We start from the raw sequence: 20088 nt of genomic DNA, 5'->3' as shown, positions 1-20088 counted from the left end.
CGATGATGAAGTCGGCCAACATGATGTTGTTTTCGCGCGTGCTTGCCGCCGTCTTTGGCGGCTATGCGCTCACGTCCGGCGTGGCCGTGCTGCTGGCGGCCGTGCTGCCGCTGTCGCGCGCCGAAGCCGTGCTGACGGCGACCCTGAGCGCCTTTGTCGTCTACACCTGCGCCGTGATCTGGGTCTTTGCCGTGCAGGACCTGCGCCGCGCCTGGCTGGGCATGCTGTTGCCAGCGATCCTGTGCGGCGGCATCGGCCTGCTGCTGTCGCGGGGTGCCGCATGAACGCCGTCAAGGCAGACAAAGTGGTGAAAACGCCGCAGCAGGGCGGCCTGCGCCAGGCCATGGCCTGGCTGCATACGTGGAGCGGCCTGTGGATTTCCTGGCTGCTGTTCGCCATCTTCCTGACCGGCACCCTGGCCGTCTTCGACGACCCGATCGGGCACTGGATGACGCCCGAACACGCGTTGGAAGAAGCGGCGCATGCGAACGATCCGCCGTTGCCGAAGGTCACGGACCGTGGCCACCGCCTGGAGCTGGCGCTCGACTTCATGGCCAAGGAACATCCGAAGGCGGACATGTGGGAAATCTGGCCCGTGCAGCGTCCCGGCCACGGCCTGTCCGCCTACTGGTTCCAGCCCAGCGGCGGCTATGGCTCGGCGGAGCTCGATCCGCTGACGGGCGCCGTCATCGAACATGCGCGCGAGGCAACGGAACGGGAAACCATCGGCGGCCACCATTTCGTCGATTTCCACTACGAGCTGCACGCGGGGCGCATCGGCGTCTGGATCGTCGGCATCACCACCATGATCATGCTGGTGGCGCTGGTGAGCGGCGTCATCACGCACAAGCGCATCTTCAAGGATTTCTTCACCTTCCGCCCGGCCAAGGGCCAGCGCTCGTGGCTCGACGCGCACAACGCCGTGGCCGTGCTGACCTTGCCGTTCCAGTTCATGATCGCCTACACGGGCCTGGCATTCTTCAGCGATGACTATGTGCCGGCCCCCGTGGCCGCGCAATACGGCATGGACAATCCCAAGAAAGCCTTTTTGAGCGACTGGAACGACGCGGGCAAACCCGTGAAGACGGGCCAGCCGCTGGCCATTCCCGCGCTGGAAGCGTTCGCGCTGCGCGCCGAACAGTCCATCGGCCAGGAAATCCGCGCCGTGGTGCTGGACAATCCGAACGACGCCTCCATGCGCGTGTGCATGTACGGCTGGAATGAAGAGACGGACACGATGGAACGCATCAGCGCCAACACGGGCAGGGCTTGCTATGCGCTGGCCACGGGCGAGCAGACCGCCTTGCGCCTGCCCGGAGCGTCCGACACGGGCGGCGCGGGCCTGACGCGCTCCGTCATGTCGAATCTGCACATGGTGGGTTTTGGCGGCACGCCCATGCGCTGGCTGTACTTCTTCTGCGGCCTGGCCGGCACGGCCATGATGGGCACGGGCGCGATCATGTTCATGGTCAAGCGCCGCCAGAAGTCGGGCGGCGAGTTCGGCGCTTACACGCAGCGCGTCTACCGCGTCATCGAATGCCTGAACGTGGCGGCGATTGCCGGCCTGTCCATCGCCTGCGTGGGCTTCCTGTGGGCGAACCGTTTGATCCCCGTCGGCCTCGAGCACCGCGCCGGCTGGGAAGTGCGCGCCTTCTTCGGCGTGTGGTTTTTGATGCTCGTGCACGCCTGCGTGCGCGCGGAAAAGCGCGCGTGGATCGAGCAACTGGGCTTGCTGGCCGCCCTGTGCCTGCTGCTGCCGGTGCTCAATGTCCTGAGCACGGGCGACAACCTGGCGGCGCAGATCGCGCGCGGCGACTGGGAAAGCGCCGGCGTGGAGCTGGCCAGCATGGCCTTCGGCCTGCTGGCCGCCTGGGGCGCGTGGAAAGTTCACCAGCGCAAGGAAAAACCGCTCAAAAAGACGGCAAGCAAGGAAACACCATCGGTCAGCCTGCACGTCACTACGGAAGGACAGTCATGATTAACACCATCCTGTGCGCGCTGGGCCTGTCGTATGCGGGCATGGCCAGCCTCTCCCTGGCGATGGACCGCCACCATGGCCAGGTCTGGGGCAGGGACGCGGCGCCGAACGTGCGGCGCGCGCTGCAGCTGGCGGGTGCCGTCCTGCTGGCGCTGGCCATCTGGCCTTGCGTGGCCGGCTGGAGCGCCACCGTCGGCGTCGTCGCCTGGCTGGGGTTCATTTCGGCCGGCGCGCTGCTGGTGGCCCTGCTGCTGCCATATGCGCCCCGATTGCTGTTGCGTAGTTCCCTGCTGGCAGCCGTCGCCGCGCTGGCAGGTCTTGTGACGTTCCTGCGGTGATGTCCACCGCTATTTTCAAGGATAGACCGATGTATTTTTCACGTTTGGCGACACCGTTTTACTGTACTTGTAACCGCAAGGCGGCTTCCTGATGGCGGCCCGCCTGCCTTCGCGCCGCGCCCGCATCCTCGGCGGCGTGGTCTTGCTGGCGCTGTTCGGCGCCGGCTTTCTATGGGCAACGCGCGGTCCGAAAACCGTGTTCGACACGGCGCCCGTCAAGCGCGGCAATATCGAGGCCAGCGTCACGGCCATCGGCACCCTGCAGCCGCAAACCTATGTCGACGTGGGTGCGCAGGTGTCGGGCCAGATCACGCGCCTGCACGTGCAGCCCGGCAGCGCCGTGGAAAAAGGCCAGTTGCTGGCAGAGATCGACCCCAGCGTGCAGCAAGCCACGGTCGACGCGGGCCGTGCCGCGCTGGCGGGCTTGCGCGCGCAGCTGGCCGACCAGCAGGCGCAGCATCGCCTGGCGGGCCAGCAGCACGTGCGCCAGAAGCAGATGGCCAAGTTCGATTCGACGCCGCTGGCCGACCTGGAGACGGCCGAAGCCACCCTGGCCTCGGCCGGCGCCAAGATCGACCACCTGAAGGCGCAGATCGACCAGACGCAGGCCAGCCTGAAGGCGGACGAGGCGCGCCTCGGCTATACGCGCATCTACGCGCCCATGGCCGGCAAGGTCGTGGGCCTGGACGCGAAGGAAGGGCAAACCCTGAACGCCACCTACCAGACGCCGAACATTCTGCGTATCGCCGATTTGTCGGCCATGACGGTATGGACGGAAGTGTCGGAAGCGGACGTGCGCCGCGTGCGCCCGGACATGCCCGTCTACTTCACCACCCTGGGCGGCGATCAGCGGCGCTGGAGCGGCAAGGTGCGGCAAGTGCTGCCCGCGCCGCCGGTGCCCGGTGGTGCCGCCGCCGGCACGGCCCTGGCGCCGTCGACCAGCAAGGTGATCTTGTATACCGTGCTGTTCGACGTCGATAACGCCGATGGCGAATTGATGCCGCAGATGACGGCGCAAGTGGTGTTTGTCACGGCCGCGGCGAACAATGTGCTGGCCGTGCCCTTGCCGGCCCTGAAACCATCGACGGAAGAAGGCGCCAAGCCGGGGCAGTTCACGGCCCGCGTGATGGATGCGGACGGCAAGGTCGATACGCGCGCCGTCACCGTGGGCGTGCGCAACCGCCTCAGCGCGGAAGTGCTGCAAGGCTTGCGCGAAGGCGAATTGCTGGTCACGGGCGAACAGCCGGCCGGCAGCGGCAGCAGCAGGTTCCAGCTATGAGTGCCATGAGTGAGGCCGCGTCGCTGGGACAAGCGGGACAGCCGGACCAAGCGGCGCCGTTGATTGAATTGCAAGGCATCCGCAAGCGCTACGGCGGCCACGATGGCGCGCCGGCCGTGGAAGTGCTGCGCGGTCTGACCTTGTCGATTGGCGCCGGCGAATTCGTCGCCATCGTCGGTGCGTCCGGTTCCGGCAAATCGACCCTGATGCACTTGCTCGGGTGCCTGGACAGGCCCAGCGACGGCACTTACCGCTTCGCCGGCCAGGACGTGGCCAGCCTGAATCCCGATGAACTGGCGTGGCTGCGGCGCGAAGCGTTCGGTTTCGTCTTCCAGGGGTATCACCTGATCGCCACCGAATCGGCGCGCGAAAACGTGGAAGTGCCGGCCCTGTACGCGGGCATGCCGGCCGCGGCCCGCCACGCCCGCTCGGAAGCGCTGCTCAAGCGCCTGGGCCTGGGCGAGCGGCTCGACCACCGGCCGAATCAATTGTCGGGCGGGCAGCAGCAGCGCGTGTCGATCGCGCGTGCCCTGATGAATGGCGGGCGCATCATCCTCGCCGATGAACCGACGGGGGCGTTAGATAGCAGCAGCGGTGCCGAAGTCATGGCCCTCTTGGGCGAACTGGCCGACGCGGGCCATACCATCATCCTCATCACGCATGACCGCAAGGTGGCGGCCCAGGCGCGCCGCGTGATCGAGATCAGCGACGGCGAAATCATCGCGGACTCGGGCGCCATCGCCATTCCCGCCACATCGACGGCCCTGCCGCCGCTGGACATGTCGCGCGCCGCCCATGACACGGGCGCGTCGCTGGGCACGGAATTGCTCGACGCGGCGCGCGCCGCCTGGCGCGTGCTGTGGATCAACCGTTTCCGCACGGGCTTGACCTTGCTGGGCATCGTCATCGGCGTCGCTTCCGTGATCGTCATGCTGGCCATCGGCCTGGGCACGCGCCAGCAAGTGATGGCGCAACTGGGCGCCTTCGGCTCGAACCTGCTGTACATGGCGTCGCGCGGCGAAAGCTCGCGCATCCCCGGGCGCAGCATCACCCTGGCCGACCTCGATGCGCTCAAGGACGTGCCGGGCATTTCCCACGTGCTGCCGAATGTCACGGGCAACAAGGTGATACGCCACGGTAACCTCGACGTGCAGACCTATGTGCGCGGCACGGGGCCGGCCCTGCCGCAGATCCAGACCTGGCCCGTGGCCAAGGGCGGTTTCTTTACCGAGGAAGACGAGCGCGAGATGGCCACCGTGGCCGTGCTGGGCGCGCACCTGGCCGAAAAGCTGATGCCCGACGTGCCCAACCCCGTGGGGCAGAGCATCCTGATCGGCAACGTGCCGTTCCAGGTGATCGGCGTGATGAGCGCGAAAGGCGCGCTGACGGGCGAGAAGGATGAAGACGACGTGCTGCTGCTGCCGTTTTCCACGGCCGGCATCCGCGTCTTCGGCCAGCGCGAGCCGACGTACACGGTGATGGCCGTGGACGACGTCAAGCGCGTGACGGAGGTGGAGGCGGCGGTCGACGCCACCATGTTCGAGCGCCACCGCATCCGCGACTACGGCATCAGCAATGCGGCCGCGTCGATCGCCGCCGAAGCCAAGACGCAGGACAACATGACCATGATGCTCAGCCTGATCGCCGCCGTCTCGCTGGTGGTGGGCGGCATCGGCGTCATGAACGTGATGCTGATGACGGTGCGCGAGCGCACGCGCGAAATCGGCATCCGCATGGCGACGGGCGCGCGCCGGCGCGATATCCTGCGCCAGTTCCTCACCGAAGCCGTGCTGGTGTCGGTGGTGGGCGGCGTGGCCGGCATCGTGGTCGGCGTGACGGTGGCAGGCCTGCTGCTGGTCTGGGACGTGCCGGTGATCTTTTCCCTGAGCGCCATCGCCGGGGCCTTTGCCTGCGCCGTGGTGACGGGGCTGGTGTTCGGCTTCATGCCGGCGCGCAAGGCGTCGGGACTCGATCCGGTGGTGGCGCTGGCGGGACAGTAACGCTTCATGCAGCCGGGCTTGCTGCTCCCGGATTCGCCTGTCTTTGCGCTGCTGCAACAGCGCCAAGGCAGGCTTTCCATAAAAAAGATTGCTCCTGACTCAACACACGGTACTATCTCCCCATAATAAGAAGCCGTGTTTCGCATAGCTGTGCCCTGGCGGGCACACGTCAACCACCACAGGAGAACCCGATGCAGAAAAAATCAACCTTGAAGACCGGTATCGCCGCCGCCCTCGTGCTGGCGTTCGGCATGGGCGCCGTGCAGGCGCAGGCGCAGGAAGTCGTGCGCCTGGGTAACTTGAAATTCGCCCACTACGGCGCCGTGTCGTACATCAAGGAAATCGCGCCCAAGTGCGGCATCAAGGTCGAAGAGCATGTCTTCGCCAAGGGCCTCGACGTGATGCAGGCGATTATCGCGGGCGAGCTGGACGTGGGTGCGACGGCGTCCGAAGCGGCCATTTCCGGCCGCGCCGGCGGCGCGCCGATCTATGTGGTGGCCGGTTTTGCCAAGGGCGGCGCGCGCCTGGTGGCGGGCGCCGGGCAAAAGATCGCCAGCGTCAAGGAACTCAAGGGCAAGCGCGTGGGCGTGACGCGCGGCGGCATCCAGGAAGTGCTGCTGCTGGCCGAGCTGTCGCAGGCGGGTCTGACGTATTCGGAAACCAAGGGCAAGGACGTGCAGCTGGTGTTCCTCGCCTACGCCGACTTGAACCAGGCGCTGATGGGCAAGAATCTCGACGCCATGATGCAGTCGGAACCGCAATCGTCGCAGGCGATCAACAAGGGTTTTGGCACCGAAGTCATCAAACCGTACGACACGCCGATCGGCGAGCCTGTGCGGACCATGGTGATGACGGAAAAGTTCTACAAGGAACGCCGTCCTGTGGCGGAAAAATTCATGCGCTGCTTCGTCGAAGCGACGAAAACCTTTATCGACAACAAGGCGACGGCGGAAAAGTATGTGCGCGAAGTCGTGTTCCGCGGTCAGATCACGAAGGATGACTTCGACGACGCGATCAGCAATTCGCCGTATTCGTATGACATCTCGCCCGAGCATATCCAGGTCACCACGGACGTGATGGTGAAAACGGGCGTGGGCCGCATGACGAAGCCGCCCGTGGCCAAGGACTGGGTCAAGACGGACTTGCTGGAGCAGGCGAAAAAGAGCCTGAACGTGAAGTAAATCAGGCAACCATTAAAAAAACCTCCGTGCCAGCGATGGCGCGGAGGTTTTTTTTGTGGAGGCGTGGCCTTAGCGGGCGTTAAAACCCATCCAGCCTTTTTCCGTTTGCCGGAAGCTCAAGGTGTAGATGCGCGTCAGTTCATCGCCTTTCTTCAACTGGCGGCTGATGATGGCGCCGTAATTGTCTTGCACGAGCTGGTCCGACCATTGCAGCAGGTTCTCGAAACGCTCGGCCGTCATCGCCGCCTGGCGCGCCAGCAGCGGTGCGGGAATCGCCTTCTTTTCCTGCTGCTGCGTCCAGAATTCGCGGAACACCTTGTTTTCGCCGCCCATGCCGCGCGCCATCAGGCCCAAACCCATGGTCATGCCCACGGAGCCGTCCGTCTTGGCCTGCGCTTCGAGCTTGTCGGCCACGTCGGCCAGCAATTCCAGGTAGCCCACCTTGGCGCGCAGCACGGCCGAGCCCTTGATTTCATATTGCTCGTTCTCTTTCCAGCCATTGAGCTTTTCCAGCTTCGCGATGTCGAAGTACTCCTTGTACAGGTCATAGCTTTGGATCGAGGTACGGAAATACTCTTCGTAGGTGGACTGGGACGGCGCATCTTTCATGCAACCGCTTAATACAGTGCAGGCGGCCAGCAGCAGGCAGGTCCAGGAAATTTTTTTGAAAGAAAACATGGCGGTGGGGGGGCGAGTGGCGAAAAGTGAAAGATTGTTGCTCTATGGACATAATTATAGGGCTGGCTCATCCAGATGGCAACGTGGCCGTGACGCGGTGGCAGTGCGCCGCAGGAAAGATTGCCGAAATCTTGAGGGTGCGCCACCCCGCCGCGCCCGAGGCACGATATCATGGCAGGCTTGCGGTATCGGCTGGCGGCGAATTGCCTGCAGCCCATACTGTCGCTTGAATCGCGCTTGCCGGCTATGGTGTAAACTTAAACTATGCAGATCTATTTCTTTTTCATCGCCGCCCTGTTGTACGCGGCGTGCGCGGTGCTTCCCTCGTCCCGTGCCCGGCTCATTGCCGGCCTGACCGGCGTCGCCTGGCTGGCGCACGCCGCCACCCTGTGGTTCGACCTGATGGCGCCGGGCACCTTGCGCTTCGGTTTTTCCGCCATGCTGTCGGCCGCGCTATGGGTTTCGGTCGGCGCCTACTGGATAGAGAACCGCAATTTCAGCCTGGACGGACTGCGCCGCATGGTCATGCCCAGCGCCGTCATCGCCATCGGCCTGGCCTGGGCCTTTCCCGGCAGCCAGGTCAGCATGGAAGGCAAGTCGGCTGTCTTCGGCTGGCATATCGCCGTGGCCGTGCTCGCCTACAGCACCTTGACGATCGCCGCCTTTCACGCCGTGCTGATGGCGCTGCAGGAATCGCGGCTGCATACGCGCAGTGAAAGCCGCGGCTTTATCGGCAGCGCGCTGGACCAGCTGCCCGCCCTGCTGACGATGGAAAAGCTGCTATTCCGCATGATTGGCCTCGGTTTTATTTTGCTCAGCTTGACCGTGCTGTCGGGCATCGTGTTCTCCGAGCAATTATTTGGCAAGGCGCTCAACTGGGATCACAAATCCGTGTTTACCATGCTGTCGTGGTTATTGTTTGCCGCCCTGCTGGCGGGGCGCCGCTTTCGCGGCTGGCGCGGCAAGACGGCCCTGAGCTTCACCCTGGCCGGTTTCGCCACCTTGTTGCTGGCCTATGTCGGCAGCCGTTTTGTACTGGAAGTGGTTTTACACCGAGGATTCGCATGACACGTGTTTTATTCTGGCTGGCACTGGTGTTCCTGGTGCTGTTTGCTATCCGCAGCAAGATCCGGGGCATGCAGCAGCGCGCCCGCGCGCAGCAGCCGCCGAATCCGTTTGCGCCGCCGGGCCGGCCGCAGGAATTGCCCGATGCCGAGCTGATGCTGTGCTGCGCCCATTGCGGCGTCTACTATCCGGCCTCGGAAAACGTGCAGGCCAAGGGGCACGATTACTGCAGCCACGCGCACGCCACCGTGTAAGGGCAAGCGCGCAGCTTCGCGCGCGTTGCTCATCCGTATCGTAACGACCTCCGGCATTCGTCCGGCGTAGCATCTGCAGCAGGCGGTTCGCCACCGCCATTGCAGAAAGGCGCGCTCCCATGTCCAGTCCCCGCACCAGCCAGCAGACCGTGACCACCACCGGCATGCCGCCGGCGCCGCAACTGAGCGGTAATTCCTTGCCCATGCAGGCGCTGCGTGCGCAGATAAGCCGCATCGCCCGCTGCGGCGCGCCGGTGGCCATCCGCGGCGAATCAGGCACGGGCAAGGAACTGGCGGCGCGCGCCATCCATGCGCAGGGCGCGCGCGCCGGCTTCCCGTTTATCGCCGTCAACTGCGGCGCCATACCCGAAGCGCTGATGGAAGCGGAATTCTTCGGCTGCCGCCCGGGCGCCTACACGGGCGCGCTGCACGAGCGCCAGGGCTTGTTCCAGGCGGCCCATGGCGGCAGCCTGCTGCTCGACGAAGTCGACGATCTGCCGCTGGCCATGCAGGTGAAACTGTTGCGCGTGCTGCAGGAGCGCCGCGTGCGCAAGCTGGGCGGCAGTGCCGACGAAGCCGTCGACGTGCGCATCCTGTGCGCCAGCCAGCATGGCCTGGCGCGCGGCGTGGCCGCCGGCACCTTTCGCCAGGATCTGTTTTACCGCCTCAATGTGATCGAACTGGCGCTGCCGCCGCTGCGCGAACGGCGCGGCGATCTGCAGGTATTATGTGAGGTGATCCTGGCGCGCCTGTCGCCACGCCGGGCCGTGAGCTTGGCGCCGCCCGTGCTGGCGGCCCTGGCCGGGTATGCGTTTCCCGGCAATGTGCGCGAACTGGAAAACGTGCTGGAGCGGGCACTGGCCTTTGCCGACGGCGGCGTGATCGCGCTCGACGGGCTGGCCTTGCCATCCGCGCCGGGCAGCATGCCGTTGCGGGCGGCGCCGGCATTGCCGGACTTGCCGGAACGGCAACTGTGCCTGCCCGGCATGGCGGCATATGGCGTGGGCTCGGTCCTGCCGCTGGACGTGTATTTGCGTCAGGCCGAGCGCGACATGATCATGCAGGCGCTGGTCCAGGCGCGTTATCACCGCGCACGGGCGGCGCGCCAGCTGGGCCTGAGCGTGCGCCAGCTGCGTTACCGCATGCAGAAATTGACGATACAGGAAGCATTACTTGATGAGCGGATGGACGATAGATGAAGACGGCTGGTGCGACGGCGCGCTGCGCTATGACTCGCCGTACTGCGATGCGCGTCCGGACGGTGCGCAAGTCGACTTGCTGGTGATTCATAACATCAGCTTGCCGGGTGGCCGCTTTGGCGGGCCGCATGTGTCGGACTTGTTTACGGGCCGGGTAGATTATAATGCCGATCCTTCCTTCGCCGACCTGCGTGGCTTGCAGGTGTCGGCGCACTTTTTTGTGCGGCGCGATGGTGCGTTGTTGCAATATGTTTCTACTGATCAACGTGCCTGGCATGCGGGCGCGTCCGTGTTCGAAGGACGCCCGCAGTGCAATGGCTATTCCATCGGTATCGAAATGGAGGGCGCGGACGATGTGCCTTTCCAGCGGCGGCAATACCATGTGCTGGCGGCGCTGACGGCGGCGCTGGTGGCGCGCCACGGGCTGTCCCATGTGCGCGGCCACGAGCATATCGCACCGGGAAGGAAGACGGATCCGGGGCCGTTTTTTGACTGGCATTTTTATCAAGAGTGCTGGCTGGAAACCCTGCGCGGGCAGGCTGCGTTAGCGCTTACTTCGCGGGGATTGGGCTTTCCATCCATGCCCTGAAAAGTCAACCGAAATCGTATATGAAAATACAAAAAATTACGCCGGCGGATGCTGGAAAACTATTGCATCGCCCTTCGATGGGCACTACAATTAGTGCAGAAGTTGGATGTAAAGACTATATCTAGTGCCATCACAGACGTTTTCAGAATTATTGTCAAAGCTATCCGGATTGCTGATAAAGCACTGGAACTGGCGGTTTATCACCCTTGATCGTGTTTCGCGCCAGCCGGGCAGTACGGTGTGGCGCTATGGATACTGACCTGTTTTATGCATTATAAATTTACTATTTAGCAACAAACACCTGAAGAAACCCTGACCATCGGGCGTTCTATTCAACAACATACGCGGCAGCAAAACTGCAGGCTGACTTTAGCTGACAACGGGAGCTTCAATGCAATCACCACAAGATATTTCCATCCATCCAACGCCAGTATCGCCAGCGCCAGGCGCGGCCAACAGCGTGGCGAGCACGGGCGCGGCACTGGGCGACTATCGCATCATCCGCCGCAACGGCGCGGTGGTGGCATTTGAGCCTTCGAAGATCGCCATCGCCATGACTAAGGCGTTTTTGGCCGTTAACGGCGGCCAGGGCGCCGCCTCGGCACGCATCCGCGAACTGGTGGAGCAACTGACGGACGGCGTCGTCGCCGCGCTGGTGCGTCGCCATCCGGGCGGCGGCACCTTCCATATCGAAGACGTGCAAGACCAGGTGGAACTGTCGCTGATGCGTTCGGGCGAGCACGACGTGGCGCGTGCCTACGTGCTGTACCGCGCCAAGCATATGGAAGAGCGCCGCCTGCAGAAGGAAGCGCAAGGCGCGTCCGCACAAGTTTCCGCACCACAATTAAATGTCACCGACAACGGCGTGCGCCGCCTGCTGGACATGCAGGAAGTGCGCGACCTGATCAACGCCGCCTGCGCCGGCCTGGAAAAGCACGTCGATGCCGACGCCATCCTGGCTGAAACGGTGAAGAACCTGTACGACGGCGTGCCCGTCGAAGAGCTGCACAAGTCGGCCATCCTGGCGGCGCGCGCGCTGATGGAAAAAGACCCGGCCTACAGCCAGGTCACGGCCCGCATCCTGCTGCACACGGTGCGCAAGGAAGTGTTCGGCAAGGAAGTGCCGCAAGCGGCCGCCGCCGCCGAATATCTGACGTATTTCCCGCAATATATCGCCAAGGGCATCGCCGCCGAGCTGCTGAACCCGGTACTCGCCAGTTTCGACCTGGAGCGCCTGGCCAAAGCCATCGTCGCCGACCGCGACTTGCAATTCGGCTACATCGGCCTGCAAACCCTGTACGACCGCTACTTCCTGCACATCCAGGACGTGCGCATCGAAATGCCGCAGGCGTTCTACATGCGCGTGGCCATGGGCCTGGCGCTGAACGAGGCGGACCGCGAAGCGCGCGCCATCGAGTTCTACAGCCTGCTGTCCTCGTTCGACTTCATGAGTTCGACCCCGACCCTGTTCAATTCGGGCACCCTGCGCTCGCAGCTGTCGTCGTGCTACCTGAGCACCGTCTCCGATGACCTGGAAGGCATCTACGACGCCATCAAGGACAACGCGCTGCTGGCCAAGTTTGCCGGCGGCCTGGGTAACGACTGGACGCCAGTGCGCGCCCTGGGCGCCCACATCAAGGGCACCAACGGCAAGTCGCAAGGCGTGGTGCCGTTCCTGAAAGTGGTCAACGACACGGCCGTGGCAGTCAACCAGGGCGGCAAGCGCAAGGGCGCCGTCTGCGCCTACCTGGAAACCTGGCACATGGACATCGAGGAATTCCTCGACCTGCGCAAGAACACGGGCGACGACCGCCGCCGCACGCACGACATGAACACGGCGAACTGGATTCCCGACATGTTCATGAAGCGCGTCATGGAAAAAGGCGATTGGACCCTGTTCTCGCCGTCGGACACGCCTGACTTGCACGACAAGGTCGGCAAGGCTTTTGAACAGGCTTACCTGGGCTACGAAGCCAAGGCCGCCGCCGGCGAAATCCGCGTCTTCAAGAAGATCGCGGCGCTGGACCTGTGGCGCAAGATGCTGTCGATGCTGTTTGAAACGGGCCACCCATGGATCACGTTCAAGGATCCGTGCAACATCCGCAGCCCGCAGTCGCACGTCGGCGTCGTCCACAGCTCGAACCTGTGCACGGAAATCACGCTGAACACGGGCCCTGACGAAATCGCCGTCTGCAACCTCGGTTCCGTGAACATGCCGGCGCACATGAAGGAAGGCAAGCTCGATCACGTCAAGCTGGCCAAGACCATCCGCACCGCCATGCGCATGCTCGACAACGTCATCGACATCAACTACTACGCCGTCGACAAGGCGCGCAACTCGAACATGCGCCACCGTCCGGTCGGCATGGGCATCATGGGCTTCCAGGACTGCCTGCACATGATGCGCGTGCCGTTCGCCTCGGACGCGGCTGTCAGCTTCGCCGACACCTCGATGGAAGCCGTCTGCTACTACGCCTACCTGGCGTCGACGGAACTGGCCGAAGAGCGCGGCCGCTATGAATCGTACGCCGGTTCGCTGTGGGACCGCGGCATCCTGCCACAGGACTCGGTCAAATTGCTGGCCGAAGAGCGCGGCGGTTACCTGGAAGTCGATTCCTCGTCGGCCATGGACTGGACGCCGGTGCGCGAGCGCATCGCCAAGTTCGGCATGCGCAACTCGAACTGCGTGGCGATCGCCCCGACGGCGACGATTTCGAACATCATCGGCGTCTCGGCCTGTATCGAGCCGACGTTCCAGAACCTGTACGTGAAATCGAACCTGTCGGGCGAATTCACCGAGATCAACGGCTACCTGGTGCGCGACCTGAAGGCGCGCGACCTGTGGGATGAAGTCATGATCTCGGACCTGAAGTACTTCGACGGCTCGCTGGTGAAGATCGACCGCATCCCGCAAGACCTGCGCGACATCTACGCCACCGCCTTTGAAGTGTCGCCAAGCTGGCTGGTGGAAGCGGCTTCGCGTCGCCAGAAGTGGATCGACCAGGCCCAGTCGCTGAACATCTACATGGCTGGCGCTTCGGGCAAGAAACTGGACGAGACCTACAAGCTGGCATGGCTGCGTGGCCTGAAAACCACCTACTACCTGCGCACCATCGCCGCCACCCACATGGAGAAATCGACTTCCAAGACGGGCGCGCTGAACGCCGTGGCAGTCGATGGCGGCATGTCGGCCAGCGCACAGAGCGCCCAGGCAGCCGTCGTGGCGGCAGCAGCAGTGGCCGTGGCGCCGGTAGTGGCAGCGGCGGCGGACGATGCCGATGGCGAAGCCTGCTACCTGCGTCCCGGTGATGACGGTTTCGAAGAGTGCGAAGCCTGCCAGTAAGATTTTAGTTGTCAGCCCGGCACGGTCGGGCTGATTCAATGTTGTCAATGTCCGTATTGTCCGATTCAACGGGCCTGTTGCGGATCGCCGGCTCGCCGGCATGGAAAGGAAGAAGAATATGTCGTTGTCTTGGGATGATGAAACCACGTCGGCAGCTGTGCCGCGTCCGGCGCAGCAAGCGCCGTTGGGAAATACCGATTTGAACCTGCCGGCCGGCGCCGAGCCGTCCGAAGCGAACGCCGAGCAAGTGGCGCGCCGCGTGAATGCCGACGACAAGCGCATCATCAACGGCAAGACGGACGTCAACCAGCTGGTGCCGTTCAAGTACAAGTGGGCGTGGGACAAATACCTGGCCGGCTGCGCCAACCACTGGATGCCGCAGGAAGTGAACATGCAGCGCGATATCGAGCTGTGGAAAAACCCGAACGGCCTGACGGACGACGAGCGCCGCCTGGTCAAGCGCAACCTGGGCTTCTTCGTGACGGCCGACTCGCTGGCCGCCAACAACATCGTGCTGGGTACCTACCGCCACATCACGGCGCCCGAGTGCCGCCAGTACCTGCTGCGCCAGGCGTTCGAGGAAGCGATCCACACGCACGCCTACCAGTACATCGTCGAATCGCTGGGCCTGGACGAAGGCGAGATCTTCAACGCCTACAACGAAGTCAAGTCGATCCGCGACAAGGATGAATTCCTGATCCCGTTCATCAACACCCTGACCGACCCGGCCTTCGTCACCGGCACGGTGGAAAACGACCAGAAGCTGCTGAAATCCCTGATCGTGTTTGCCTGCCTGATGGAAGGCCTGTTCTTCTATGTCGGCTTCACGCAGATCCTGGCGCTGGGCCGCCAGAACAAGATGATGGGCGCGGCCGAGCAGTACCAGTACATCCTGCGCGACGAATCGATGCACTGTAACTTCGGCATCGACTTGATCAACACGATCAAGATGGAAAATCCGCAGTTGTGGACGGCCGCCTTCCGCGAAGAGATCAAGGATCTGTTCATGAAGGCCGTGGAACTGGAATACGCGTACGCGGAAGACACCATGCCGCGCGGCGTGCTGGGTCTGAACGCGCCGATGTTCAAGGGCTATTTGCGCTTCATCGCCAACCGCCGCGCGCAGCAGATCGGCATCGAGCCGCTGTTCGCCCAGGAAGAAAATCCATTCCCGTGGATGAGCGAAATGATCGACATGAAGAAGGAACGCAACTTCTTCGAGACCCGCGTGACCGAGTATCAAACGGGTGGTGCGTTGAACTGGGAGTAATCCTTTTTCAGGCTACGCCAACAAGCGCCGTCATCGTGACGGCGCTTTTTTTTTTGCGTGCGTGGCGGCGCAAAAATGCGCGCATCATCGGTGCATGCGACGAGGCCTGCGCCAGGATTTCCGGATGCCGCGCATGGCCGCATCGCACACCCGAAAAAGCATTTCCGGAGACGCTGGCGGCGGCATTTGCCGCGCGATTGTGCGATAGCACGCGTATCGTGCAAAAAAGCGGGCGAAAACGTGTCGTGCCGGTTGCGCATTGACAAGGTTTTCGTGTACTTTATGAGATTGCAAATGCGAGCGTTAGAATGCGGGGTTTTTTAACCAGCGCGGTAGCGAAAAAACCTCGCAAAACAGGGATACAGATTTACACGGATATGCACAAAACCACACCGTTTTCGTCTGCCGCCGTGCCCGAATTTTTTCAGGCATGGCGGTTTTTTATTTGACGCATCGGTGTTGTGGCGAGCGCGATGCGAGGAGCGAAAAAACGCACGGCATCGAAAACGAATGACCGAATTCAGACTTTGCCACCAGCTGCGAGATAAAGCAGGGTGGCACCGACGATGGCTGAAGTGCTGCAAACGTGAGGAGTTGCAGCAGTTCAGCTGGTGCCGAATTCATTAGCGCAAACGACCGTTTGTGCCGATGAATAATTCGCCTGGCCTATCCCTGTGGTGGGTCGGACGGGTTTAAATCTTGTAGCTTAAATTTCTCATCTCAGATGAAGGAGAGACAAATGGCAACAGCCGCTAAGAAATCAGAAGTAAAGAAACCAGCCGCCAAGGCTGCTCCTGCCGCGAAGAAGCCGGCAGCCGCAGCGAAGACGGTTGCCGCTAAACCAGCTGCCAAAGCCGCAGCGAAACCAGCAGCAAAACCGGCTGCCAAAGCCGCAGCCAAGCCTGCAGCAAAAGTGGCTGCCAAGCCAGTAGCGAAAGCCGCAGCGAAACCTGCGGCCAAGGCAGCAGCAAAACCGGCAGCCAAGCCAGCAGCGAAAGCCGCAGCGAAACCGGCAGCCAAGCCTGTCGCGAAAAAAGCCGCAGCCAAACCGGCCGCCAAGCCAGCAGCAAAAGCCGCAGCAAAACCGGCCGCCAAGGCAGCAGCCAAACCAGTAGTGAAAAAAGCCGCAGCGAAACCTGCAGCCAAGGTGGCAGCGAAACCGGCCGCCAAGGCAGCAGCCAAGCCAGCAGCGAAAAAAGTCGTCGCCAAGGCAGCAGCGAAGCCAGCAGCAAAAGCTGCAGCCAAGGCAGCAGCCAAGCCAGCGGCCAAGGCAGCAGCCAAGCCAGCAGTGAAAAAAGCCGCAGCGAAACCTGCAGCCAAGGCAGCAGCGAAACCGGCCGCCAAAGCGGCAGCCAAGCCAGCAGCGAAAAAAGTCGTCGCCAAGGCAGCAGCGAAGCCAGCAGCCAAAGCGGCAGCCAAGCCAGCGGCCAAAGCAGCAGCCAAGCCAGCAGCAAAAGCTGCGGCGAAGCCAGCGGCCAAGCCAGCAGCAAAAGCGGCAGCCAAGCCAGCAGCCAAGGTAGCAGCGAAGCCAGCAGCAAAAGCTGCAGCCAAGCCTGCAGCCAAGCCAGCGGCCAAGGTCGCAGCGAAACCTGCAGCCAAGCCTGCGGCAAAAGCAGCAGCGAAACCTGCAGCCAAGCCAGCGGCCAAAGCAGCGGCGAAGCCAGCAGCCAAGCCAGCAGCGAAGCCAGCGGCCAAGGTAGCAGCGAAGCCGGCAGCAAAAGTTGCAGCCAAGCCAGCGGCCAAGCCGGCAGCAAAAGCAGCAGCGAAACCTGCCGCCAAGCCAGCCGCAGCACCAGTCGTGGCAGCCGCACCAGCAGCAGCGCCGGCAGCAGCTCCAGCGGCACCAGCCGCCGTGGCCGCCAAGCCAGCCGCCAAGAAGGCCGCGCCTAAAAAGGCCGCACCGAAGAAGGCAGCTCCTGTCGCCAAGCCATCGGCACCTATCGCACCTGTAGCAAAAACCGTGTTGGCACCGGCTGCAGCCTGGCCATTCCCAACCAGCACCCGCCCATCGTAATTCCAACGATTCGGGTGCCTGGATGAGGCAACACGCCGCTGTGTGACTCAATCACACAGCGGTTTTTTTTTGGAGAATTAGTCGTGCTGATCGTTATCCTTACATTGATCGTTGATACCATCGCCACCTTGCTGGGCGGCGTGTTGCTGCTGCGCTTCTGGATGCAGGCGGTGCGCGTGCGGCCGCCCTCGTCGGTGGCGCAATTCACGTTTCAATTGTCCGACTGGCTGGTGCGCCCCCTGCGCCGCGTGGTGCCGGGCGTGGGCGGGTATGACTGGGCCAGCCTGATCGGCGCCTTCCTGATCGTGCTGCTGGCCAGCTCGGTGCTGTTTATTTCCGGCGCTCCCGTCGAAGTTGTGCTGCTCAAGTCGCTGCAACGCTTCCTGCAATGGATACTCTACGGTTTCATGGCCTTGCTGATCATCGAAGCCATCTTCAGCTGGGTCAACCCGCATGCGCCGCTGGCGCCGTTCGTACGGGCCCTGAACGAGCCGCTGCTGCGTCCGATCCGCAAGGTGGTGCCGCTGGTGGGCAGTCTGGATTTGTCGCTGCTGGTGGCGCTGATCCTGTTGCAGATTGCGCAAGTGCTGGTGGGGATGATTATTGTGCTGCGATGATGGTGATGTGAGGGCGTAGGTCGGGTTAGCGTAGCGTAACCCGACATCCCCCACGAACCCGACCTACATATTAATAGCGGTAACCAAACGCCGCTTCGAACTGCTCGGCGATGCTCTCCGGCGTAAACACATGGTTTTGCGCGCCCTGGGTGGCGATCTTGATGGCGCCCAGCAAGCTGGCCAGGCGGCCGCTGGTTTCCCAGCCCAGGTCGTTGGTGATGCCGAACAGCAAGCCGGCACGGTAGGCGTCGCCGCAGCCGGTCGGGTCCAGCACTTCCTTGGCGGTCACGACAGGAATGTCGATGCGCTTGCCGTCCGTATAGATCTCCGAACCTTTTTCGCCACGCGTGACGATCAGCGCTTCCAGGCGGCTGGCGATGTCCGGCAGGGTCAAGCCCGTGCGTTCCATCAACATTTCCATCTCATAATCGTTGGCCGACACATACGTGGCCTTGTTGATGAAGTCGATCAACTGTTCGCCATTGAAGCGTGGCAACTGCTGGCCCGGATCGAACATGAAGGGAATGCCCAGCTCGGCCAGGTCGGCGGCGTGCTTGAGCATGCCCTGGTCGCCGTCCGGTGAAATGATGGCGACCTTGGCCGGGCCTGCATTGGCGATCGGGTTTTCATGCGCGAACGACATGGCGCCCGGGTGGAAGGCGTTGATCTGATTATTGTCCGCATCGGCCGTGACGAAGCACTGCGCGTTGTAGCTGTCGGCCTTGATCAGGATGTTGGCGGTGGAAATGCCCAGCTTTTGCAGGCGCTCCAGGTAGGCGGCACTGTCTTGCCCCATCACGCCGACGATGCGCGGGTCGCCGCCCAGCATTTTCAGGCTGTAGGCGATGTTGCCCGAGCAACCGCCGAACTCCGTGCGCATGGTGGGCACGAGGAAGGAGACGTTCACCTTGTGCAGCTGGTCGGCCAGCAGGGATTCGCCGAAGCGGCCAGGGAATTGCATGATGGTGTCGGTGGCAAGCGAGCCGCAGATCAGCGATGTTTTGGTCATGATAGTGCCTGTTAAGGGTAAAAGATGGCGATATGGTAGCCAGACGCCGTGAGCTGGTCTAATGCAAAATACAGTTTGATGGTTTGTTCCGAGCGCGGCGCAAACCCCGTGTTCACGTCGATAGTGGCCGGCAGATAGTCGCGCGGCGCGATCACGCGGCGCAAGAGGGGCTTGTCGTTCGCGTCGTTGAGAATCAGTTCGATGCTGGGCCAGGCTTGCACGCTGCGGCTCTGGTTGCGCAGCAGCGAGACGTAGGAAAACGTCTGTTCCTTCAGGGTCTGCAGCTCGCCCTGCTCGATGGCCAGCGCCTCGATCTGCGCCGGCAAGTCGACCTGGCAGCCGCTGAGCTTGCACAGCGTGACCAGGGTCGGCTTCCACTGCGGAAATTGCGCCGCCAGCGGATTGCGGAAGGTGGTCATTACCTGCAGGAATAATAAAAGCAGCAGTACCACCGAGCCGGCGGCCATGGCCACGCGCAGGGCCTTGCTGCTCTGTTCGCGGCGCCGGCCCTGGGTGACGAAAGCCGGTTCGTCGTCGGCTGGCGGCAGGACCGGTTCTTCCTGCTCATCGGCTGGCGCCGGCGCAACGGCGGCGGGCAGCGGCGTGAAGGCATGGTCGGCCAGCGTGGGTTCGCGGCGCGCGGGGCTGGCTGCGGCAGGCGCAGGCGGCATGGGCTTGTCCAGGCTGACTTTTTCGGTCGCGGGCGGCGCCGCTGCGGCGCCAGTTTCCAGATTCGGTTCGCGGCGGCTGTCGCGCAGATACGTGGCAAAGGCGGGCGCGTCATCGACCTGGCGGCGCTTGAAGGGCGCCATTGGCTGGGGCAACGGTGCTTCGGGCAGCTCGGCCGGTGTTTCTGCCGGTGTTTCTTCGGGGAGTTCGGGCGGTGCGTCGGCTGCTGCCTCTTCAGGCAGGCTGACGTCGAGGTCCAGCTCGATGTGCTCGCCATCGTCCGCGTCGTCCTTGAGCTTCGCCGTTTCCGGCAGGATGCCAAACGGGTCGAACGAGGTGTCGAAGTCGAGGGAGTAGATGGGTTCGTCGTCCGTGGCGGACAGCAGGCTGTTGTCGGCCAGATAACTGCTTGACGACGGGGCGGCAGTACCGGGAGCGGATGTTAAAAACGGCGATGCCGCAGCTGGATCGACCAGCGCGGCATTGCCGTCAAACACTTCCCTGCACGTGCCACAGCGCACGATGCCCCCACGTAACTTCAACTGGTCAGCAGCGACCCGAAATATCGTGTTGCAATGGGGGCATTTGGTGGCGAGGGCCATTGC

At 63.1% G+C, this 20088-nt stretch carries 17 protein-coding genes; 13 read left to right on the top strand and 4 right to left on the bottom strand.

What is annotated here, in order from left to right:
• Positions 1–2: 2 nt before the first annotated feature.
• The 6 genes from JAB4_RS26330 (at position 3) to JAB4_RS26305 (ending at position 6776) form a co-directional block, all read left to right on the top strand.
• Entirely contained in the window at positions 3–284 is a 282-nt protein-coding gene (locus tag JAB4_RS26330; protein ID WP_083287002.1) for a hypothetical protein, read from the top strand.
• Positions 281–1978 (top strand): PepSY-associated TM helix domain-containing protein, encoded by a 1698-nt coding sequence (locus JAB4_RS26325; protein WP_070218592.1) that lies wholly within the window; start codon positions 281–283, stop codon positions 1976–1978. The genes JAB4_RS26330 and JAB4_RS26325 overlap by 4 nt, the downstream gene beginning before the upstream one ends.
• Positions 1975–2316 (top strand): DUF3325 domain-containing protein, encoded by a 342-nt coding sequence (locus JAB4_RS26320; RefSeq protein WP_070218591.1) that lies wholly within the window; start codon positions 1975–1977, stop codon positions 2314–2316. The genes JAB4_RS26325 and JAB4_RS26320 overlap by 4 nt, the downstream gene beginning before the upstream one ends.
• A 91-nt stretch (positions 2317–2407) precedes the next feature.
• Complete coding sequence (locus JAB4_RS26315) at positions 2408–3595, top strand: efflux RND transporter periplasmic adaptor subunit (protein WP_070218590.1); 1188 nt, start codon at positions 2408–2410, stop codon at positions 3593–3595.
• Positions 3596–3600: 5 nt separating this feature from the next.
• Positions 3601–5595, top strand: a complete 1995-nt coding sequence (locus JAB4_RS26310; RefSeq protein ID WP_070218589.1) for a MacB family efflux pump subunit — start codon at positions 3601–3603, stop codon at positions 5593–5595.
• Between the two features lie 251 nt (positions 5596–5846).
• The gene (locus tag JAB4_RS26305) at positions 5847–6776 is read left to right on the top strand and encodes an ABC transporter substrate-binding protein (RefSeq protein WP_139143579.1); all 930 of its coding nucleotides are present in this window, start codon (positions 5847–5849) and stop codon (positions 6774–6776) included.
• A gap of 69 nt (positions 6777–6845) precedes the next feature.
• On the opposite strand, the gene JAB4_RS26300 is transcribed toward JAB4_RS26305, so the two are convergent.
• On the bottom strand, positions 6846–7385 hold the full coding sequence (locus JAB4_RS26300) for a hypothetical protein (protein WP_139143568.1): 540 nt from the start codon (positions 7383–7385) through the stop codon (positions 6846–6848).
• Positions 7386–7718: 333 nt separating this feature from the next.
• Here JAB4_RS26300 and ccsA point away from each other — a divergent pair, with 333 nt between their 5' ends.
• The 6 genes from ccsA to JAB4_RS26270 all read left to right on the top strand — a co-directional run bounded on the left by ccsA (position 7719) and on the right by JAB4_RS26270 (position 15174).
• Positions 7719–8522: a cytochrome c biogenesis protein CcsA gene (gene ccsA, locus JAB4_RS26295; RefSeq protein WP_070218587.1), complete on the top strand. Its 804-nt coding sequence runs from the start codon at positions 7719–7721 to the stop codon at positions 8520–8522.
• Positions 8519–8773: a PP0621 family protein gene (locus JAB4_RS26290; RefSeq protein ID WP_070218586.1), complete on the top strand. Its 255-nt coding sequence runs from the start codon at positions 8519–8521 to the stop codon at positions 8771–8773. Before ccsA ends, JAB4_RS26290 begins: the two co-directional genes overlap by 4 nt.
• Positions 8774–8892: 119 nt before the next feature.
• Positions 8893–9972: a sigma-54 dependent transcriptional regulator gene (locus JAB4_RS26285; protein WP_070218585.1), complete on the top strand. Its 1080-nt coding sequence runs from the start codon at positions 8893–8895 to the stop codon at positions 9970–9972.
• Positions 9950–10561, top strand: coding sequence for a 1,6-anhydro-N-acetylmuramyl-L-alanine amidase AmpD (gene ampD / locus JAB4_RS26280; protein WP_070218584.1), 612 nt, complete (start codon positions 9950–9952; stop codon positions 10559–10561). Before JAB4_RS26285 ends, ampD begins: the two co-directional genes overlap by 23 nt.
• Before the next feature lie 391 nt (positions 10562–10952).
• On the top strand, positions 10953–13904 hold the full coding sequence (locus tag JAB4_RS26275; protein ID WP_070218583.1) for a ribonucleoside-diphosphate reductase subunit alpha: 2952 nt from the start codon (positions 10953–10955) through the stop codon (positions 13902–13904).
• Positions 13905–14022: 118 nt separating this feature from the next.
• The gene (locus tag JAB4_RS26270) at positions 14023–15174 is read left to right on the top strand and encodes a ribonucleotide-diphosphate reductase subunit beta (protein WP_070218582.1); all 1152 of its coding nucleotides are present in this window, start codon (positions 14023–14025) and stop codon (positions 15172–15174) included.
• Between the two features lie 836 nt (positions 15175–16010).
• Here JAB4_RS26270 and JAB4_RS26265 read toward each other — a convergent pair.
• A complete protein-coding gene (locus tag JAB4_RS26265; RefSeq protein WP_070308406.1) occupies positions 16011–17018 on the bottom strand; it encodes a hypothetical protein in 1008 nt (335 codons plus the stop codon).
• Between the two features lie 253 nt (positions 17019–17271).
• On the opposite strand from JAB4_RS26265, the gene JAB4_RS26260 reads away from it, so the two are divergent.
• Positions 17272–17805: a YggT family protein gene (locus JAB4_RS26260; RefSeq protein ID WP_227742044.1), complete on the top strand. Its 534-nt coding sequence runs from the start codon at positions 17272–17274 to the stop codon at positions 17803–17805.
• Positions 17806–17875: 70 nt separating this feature from the next.
• Here the strand turns inward: JAB4_RS26260 and JAB4_RS26255 are convergent, their stop codons facing one another.
• Both JAB4_RS26255 and JAB4_RS26250 read right to left on the bottom strand, forming a co-directional pair.
• Positions 17876–18814 carry a carbohydrate kinase family protein gene (locus JAB4_RS26255; RefSeq protein WP_034780255.1) on the bottom strand — a complete coding sequence of 313 codons (939 nt, stop codon included), beginning with the start codon at positions 18812–18814 and terminating at the stop codon, positions 17876–17878.
• Positions 18815–18825: 11 nt separating this feature from the next.
• Positions 18826–20085 (bottom strand): DUF3426 domain-containing protein, encoded by a 1260-nt coding sequence (locus tag JAB4_RS26250; protein WP_070222161.1) that lies wholly within the window; start codon positions 20083–20085, stop codon positions 18826–18828.
• Positions 20086–20088: the final 3 nt, after the last annotated feature.

The organism is Janthinobacterium sp. HH102, assembly GCF_001758625.2.
GTDB lineage: Bacteria > Pseudomonadota > Gammaproteobacteria > Burkholderiales > Burkholderiaceae_D > Janthinobacterium.
This window is presented reverse-complemented; position numbering and strand designations above follow the sequence as displayed.

Coding starts and splice junctions, on each gene's coding strand:
- JAB4_RS26290 (WP_070218586.1), top strand. CDS start 8,519: ATGACACGTGTTTTATTCTGGCTGGCACTGGTGTTCCTGGTGCTGTTT.
- ampD (WP_070218584.1), top strand. CDS start 9,950: ATGAGCGGATGGACGATAGATGAAGACGGCTGGTGCGACGGCGCGCTG.
- JAB4_RS26325 (WP_070218592.1), top strand. CDS start 281: ATGAACGCCGTCAAGGCAGACAAAGTGGTGAAAACGCCGCAGCAGGGC.
- JAB4_RS26285 (WP_070218585.1), top strand. CDS start 8,893: ATGTCCAGTCCCCGCACCAGCCAGCAGACCGTGACCACCACCGGCATG.
- ccsA (WP_070218587.1), top strand. CDS start 7,719: ATGCAGATCTATTTCTTTTTCATCGCCGCCCTGTTGTACGCGGCGTGC.
- JAB4_RS26300 (WP_139143568.1), bottom strand. CDS start 7,385: ATGAAAGATGCGCCGTCCCAGTCCACCTACGAAGAGTATTTCCGTACC.
- JAB4_RS26315 (WP_070218590.1), top strand. CDS start 2,408: ATGGCGGCCCGCCTGCCTTCGCGCCGCGCCCGCATCCTCGGCGGCGTG.
- JAB4_RS26310 (WP_070218589.1), top strand. CDS start 3,601: ATGAGTGAGGCCGCGTCGCTGGGACAAGCGGGACAGCCGGACCAAGCG.
- JAB4_RS26270 (WP_070218582.1), top strand. CDS start 14,023: ATGTCGTTGTCTTGGGATGATGAAACCACGTCGGCAGCTGTGCCGCGT.
- JAB4_RS26320 (WP_070218591.1), top strand. CDS start 1,975: ATGATTAACACCATCCTGTGCGCGCTGGGCCTGTCGTATGCGGGCATG.
- JAB4_RS26275 (WP_070218583.1), top strand. CDS start 10,953: ATGCAATCACCACAAGATATTTCCATCCATCCAACGCCAGTATCGCCA.
- JAB4_RS26255 (WP_034780255.1), bottom strand. CDS start 18,814: ATGACCAAAACATCGCTGATCTGCGGCTCGCTTGCCACCGACACCATC.
- JAB4_RS26250 (WP_070222161.1), bottom strand. CDS start 20,085: ATGGCCCTCGCCACCAAATGCCCCCATTGCAACACGATATTTCGGGTC.
- JAB4_RS26330 (WP_083287002.1), top strand. CDS start 3: ATGATGAAGTCGGCCAACATGATGTTGTTTTCGCGCGTGCTTGCCGCC.
- JAB4_RS26305 (WP_139143579.1), top strand. CDS start 5,847: ATGGGCGCCGTGCAGGCGCAGGCGCAGGAAGTCGTGCGCCTGGGTAAC.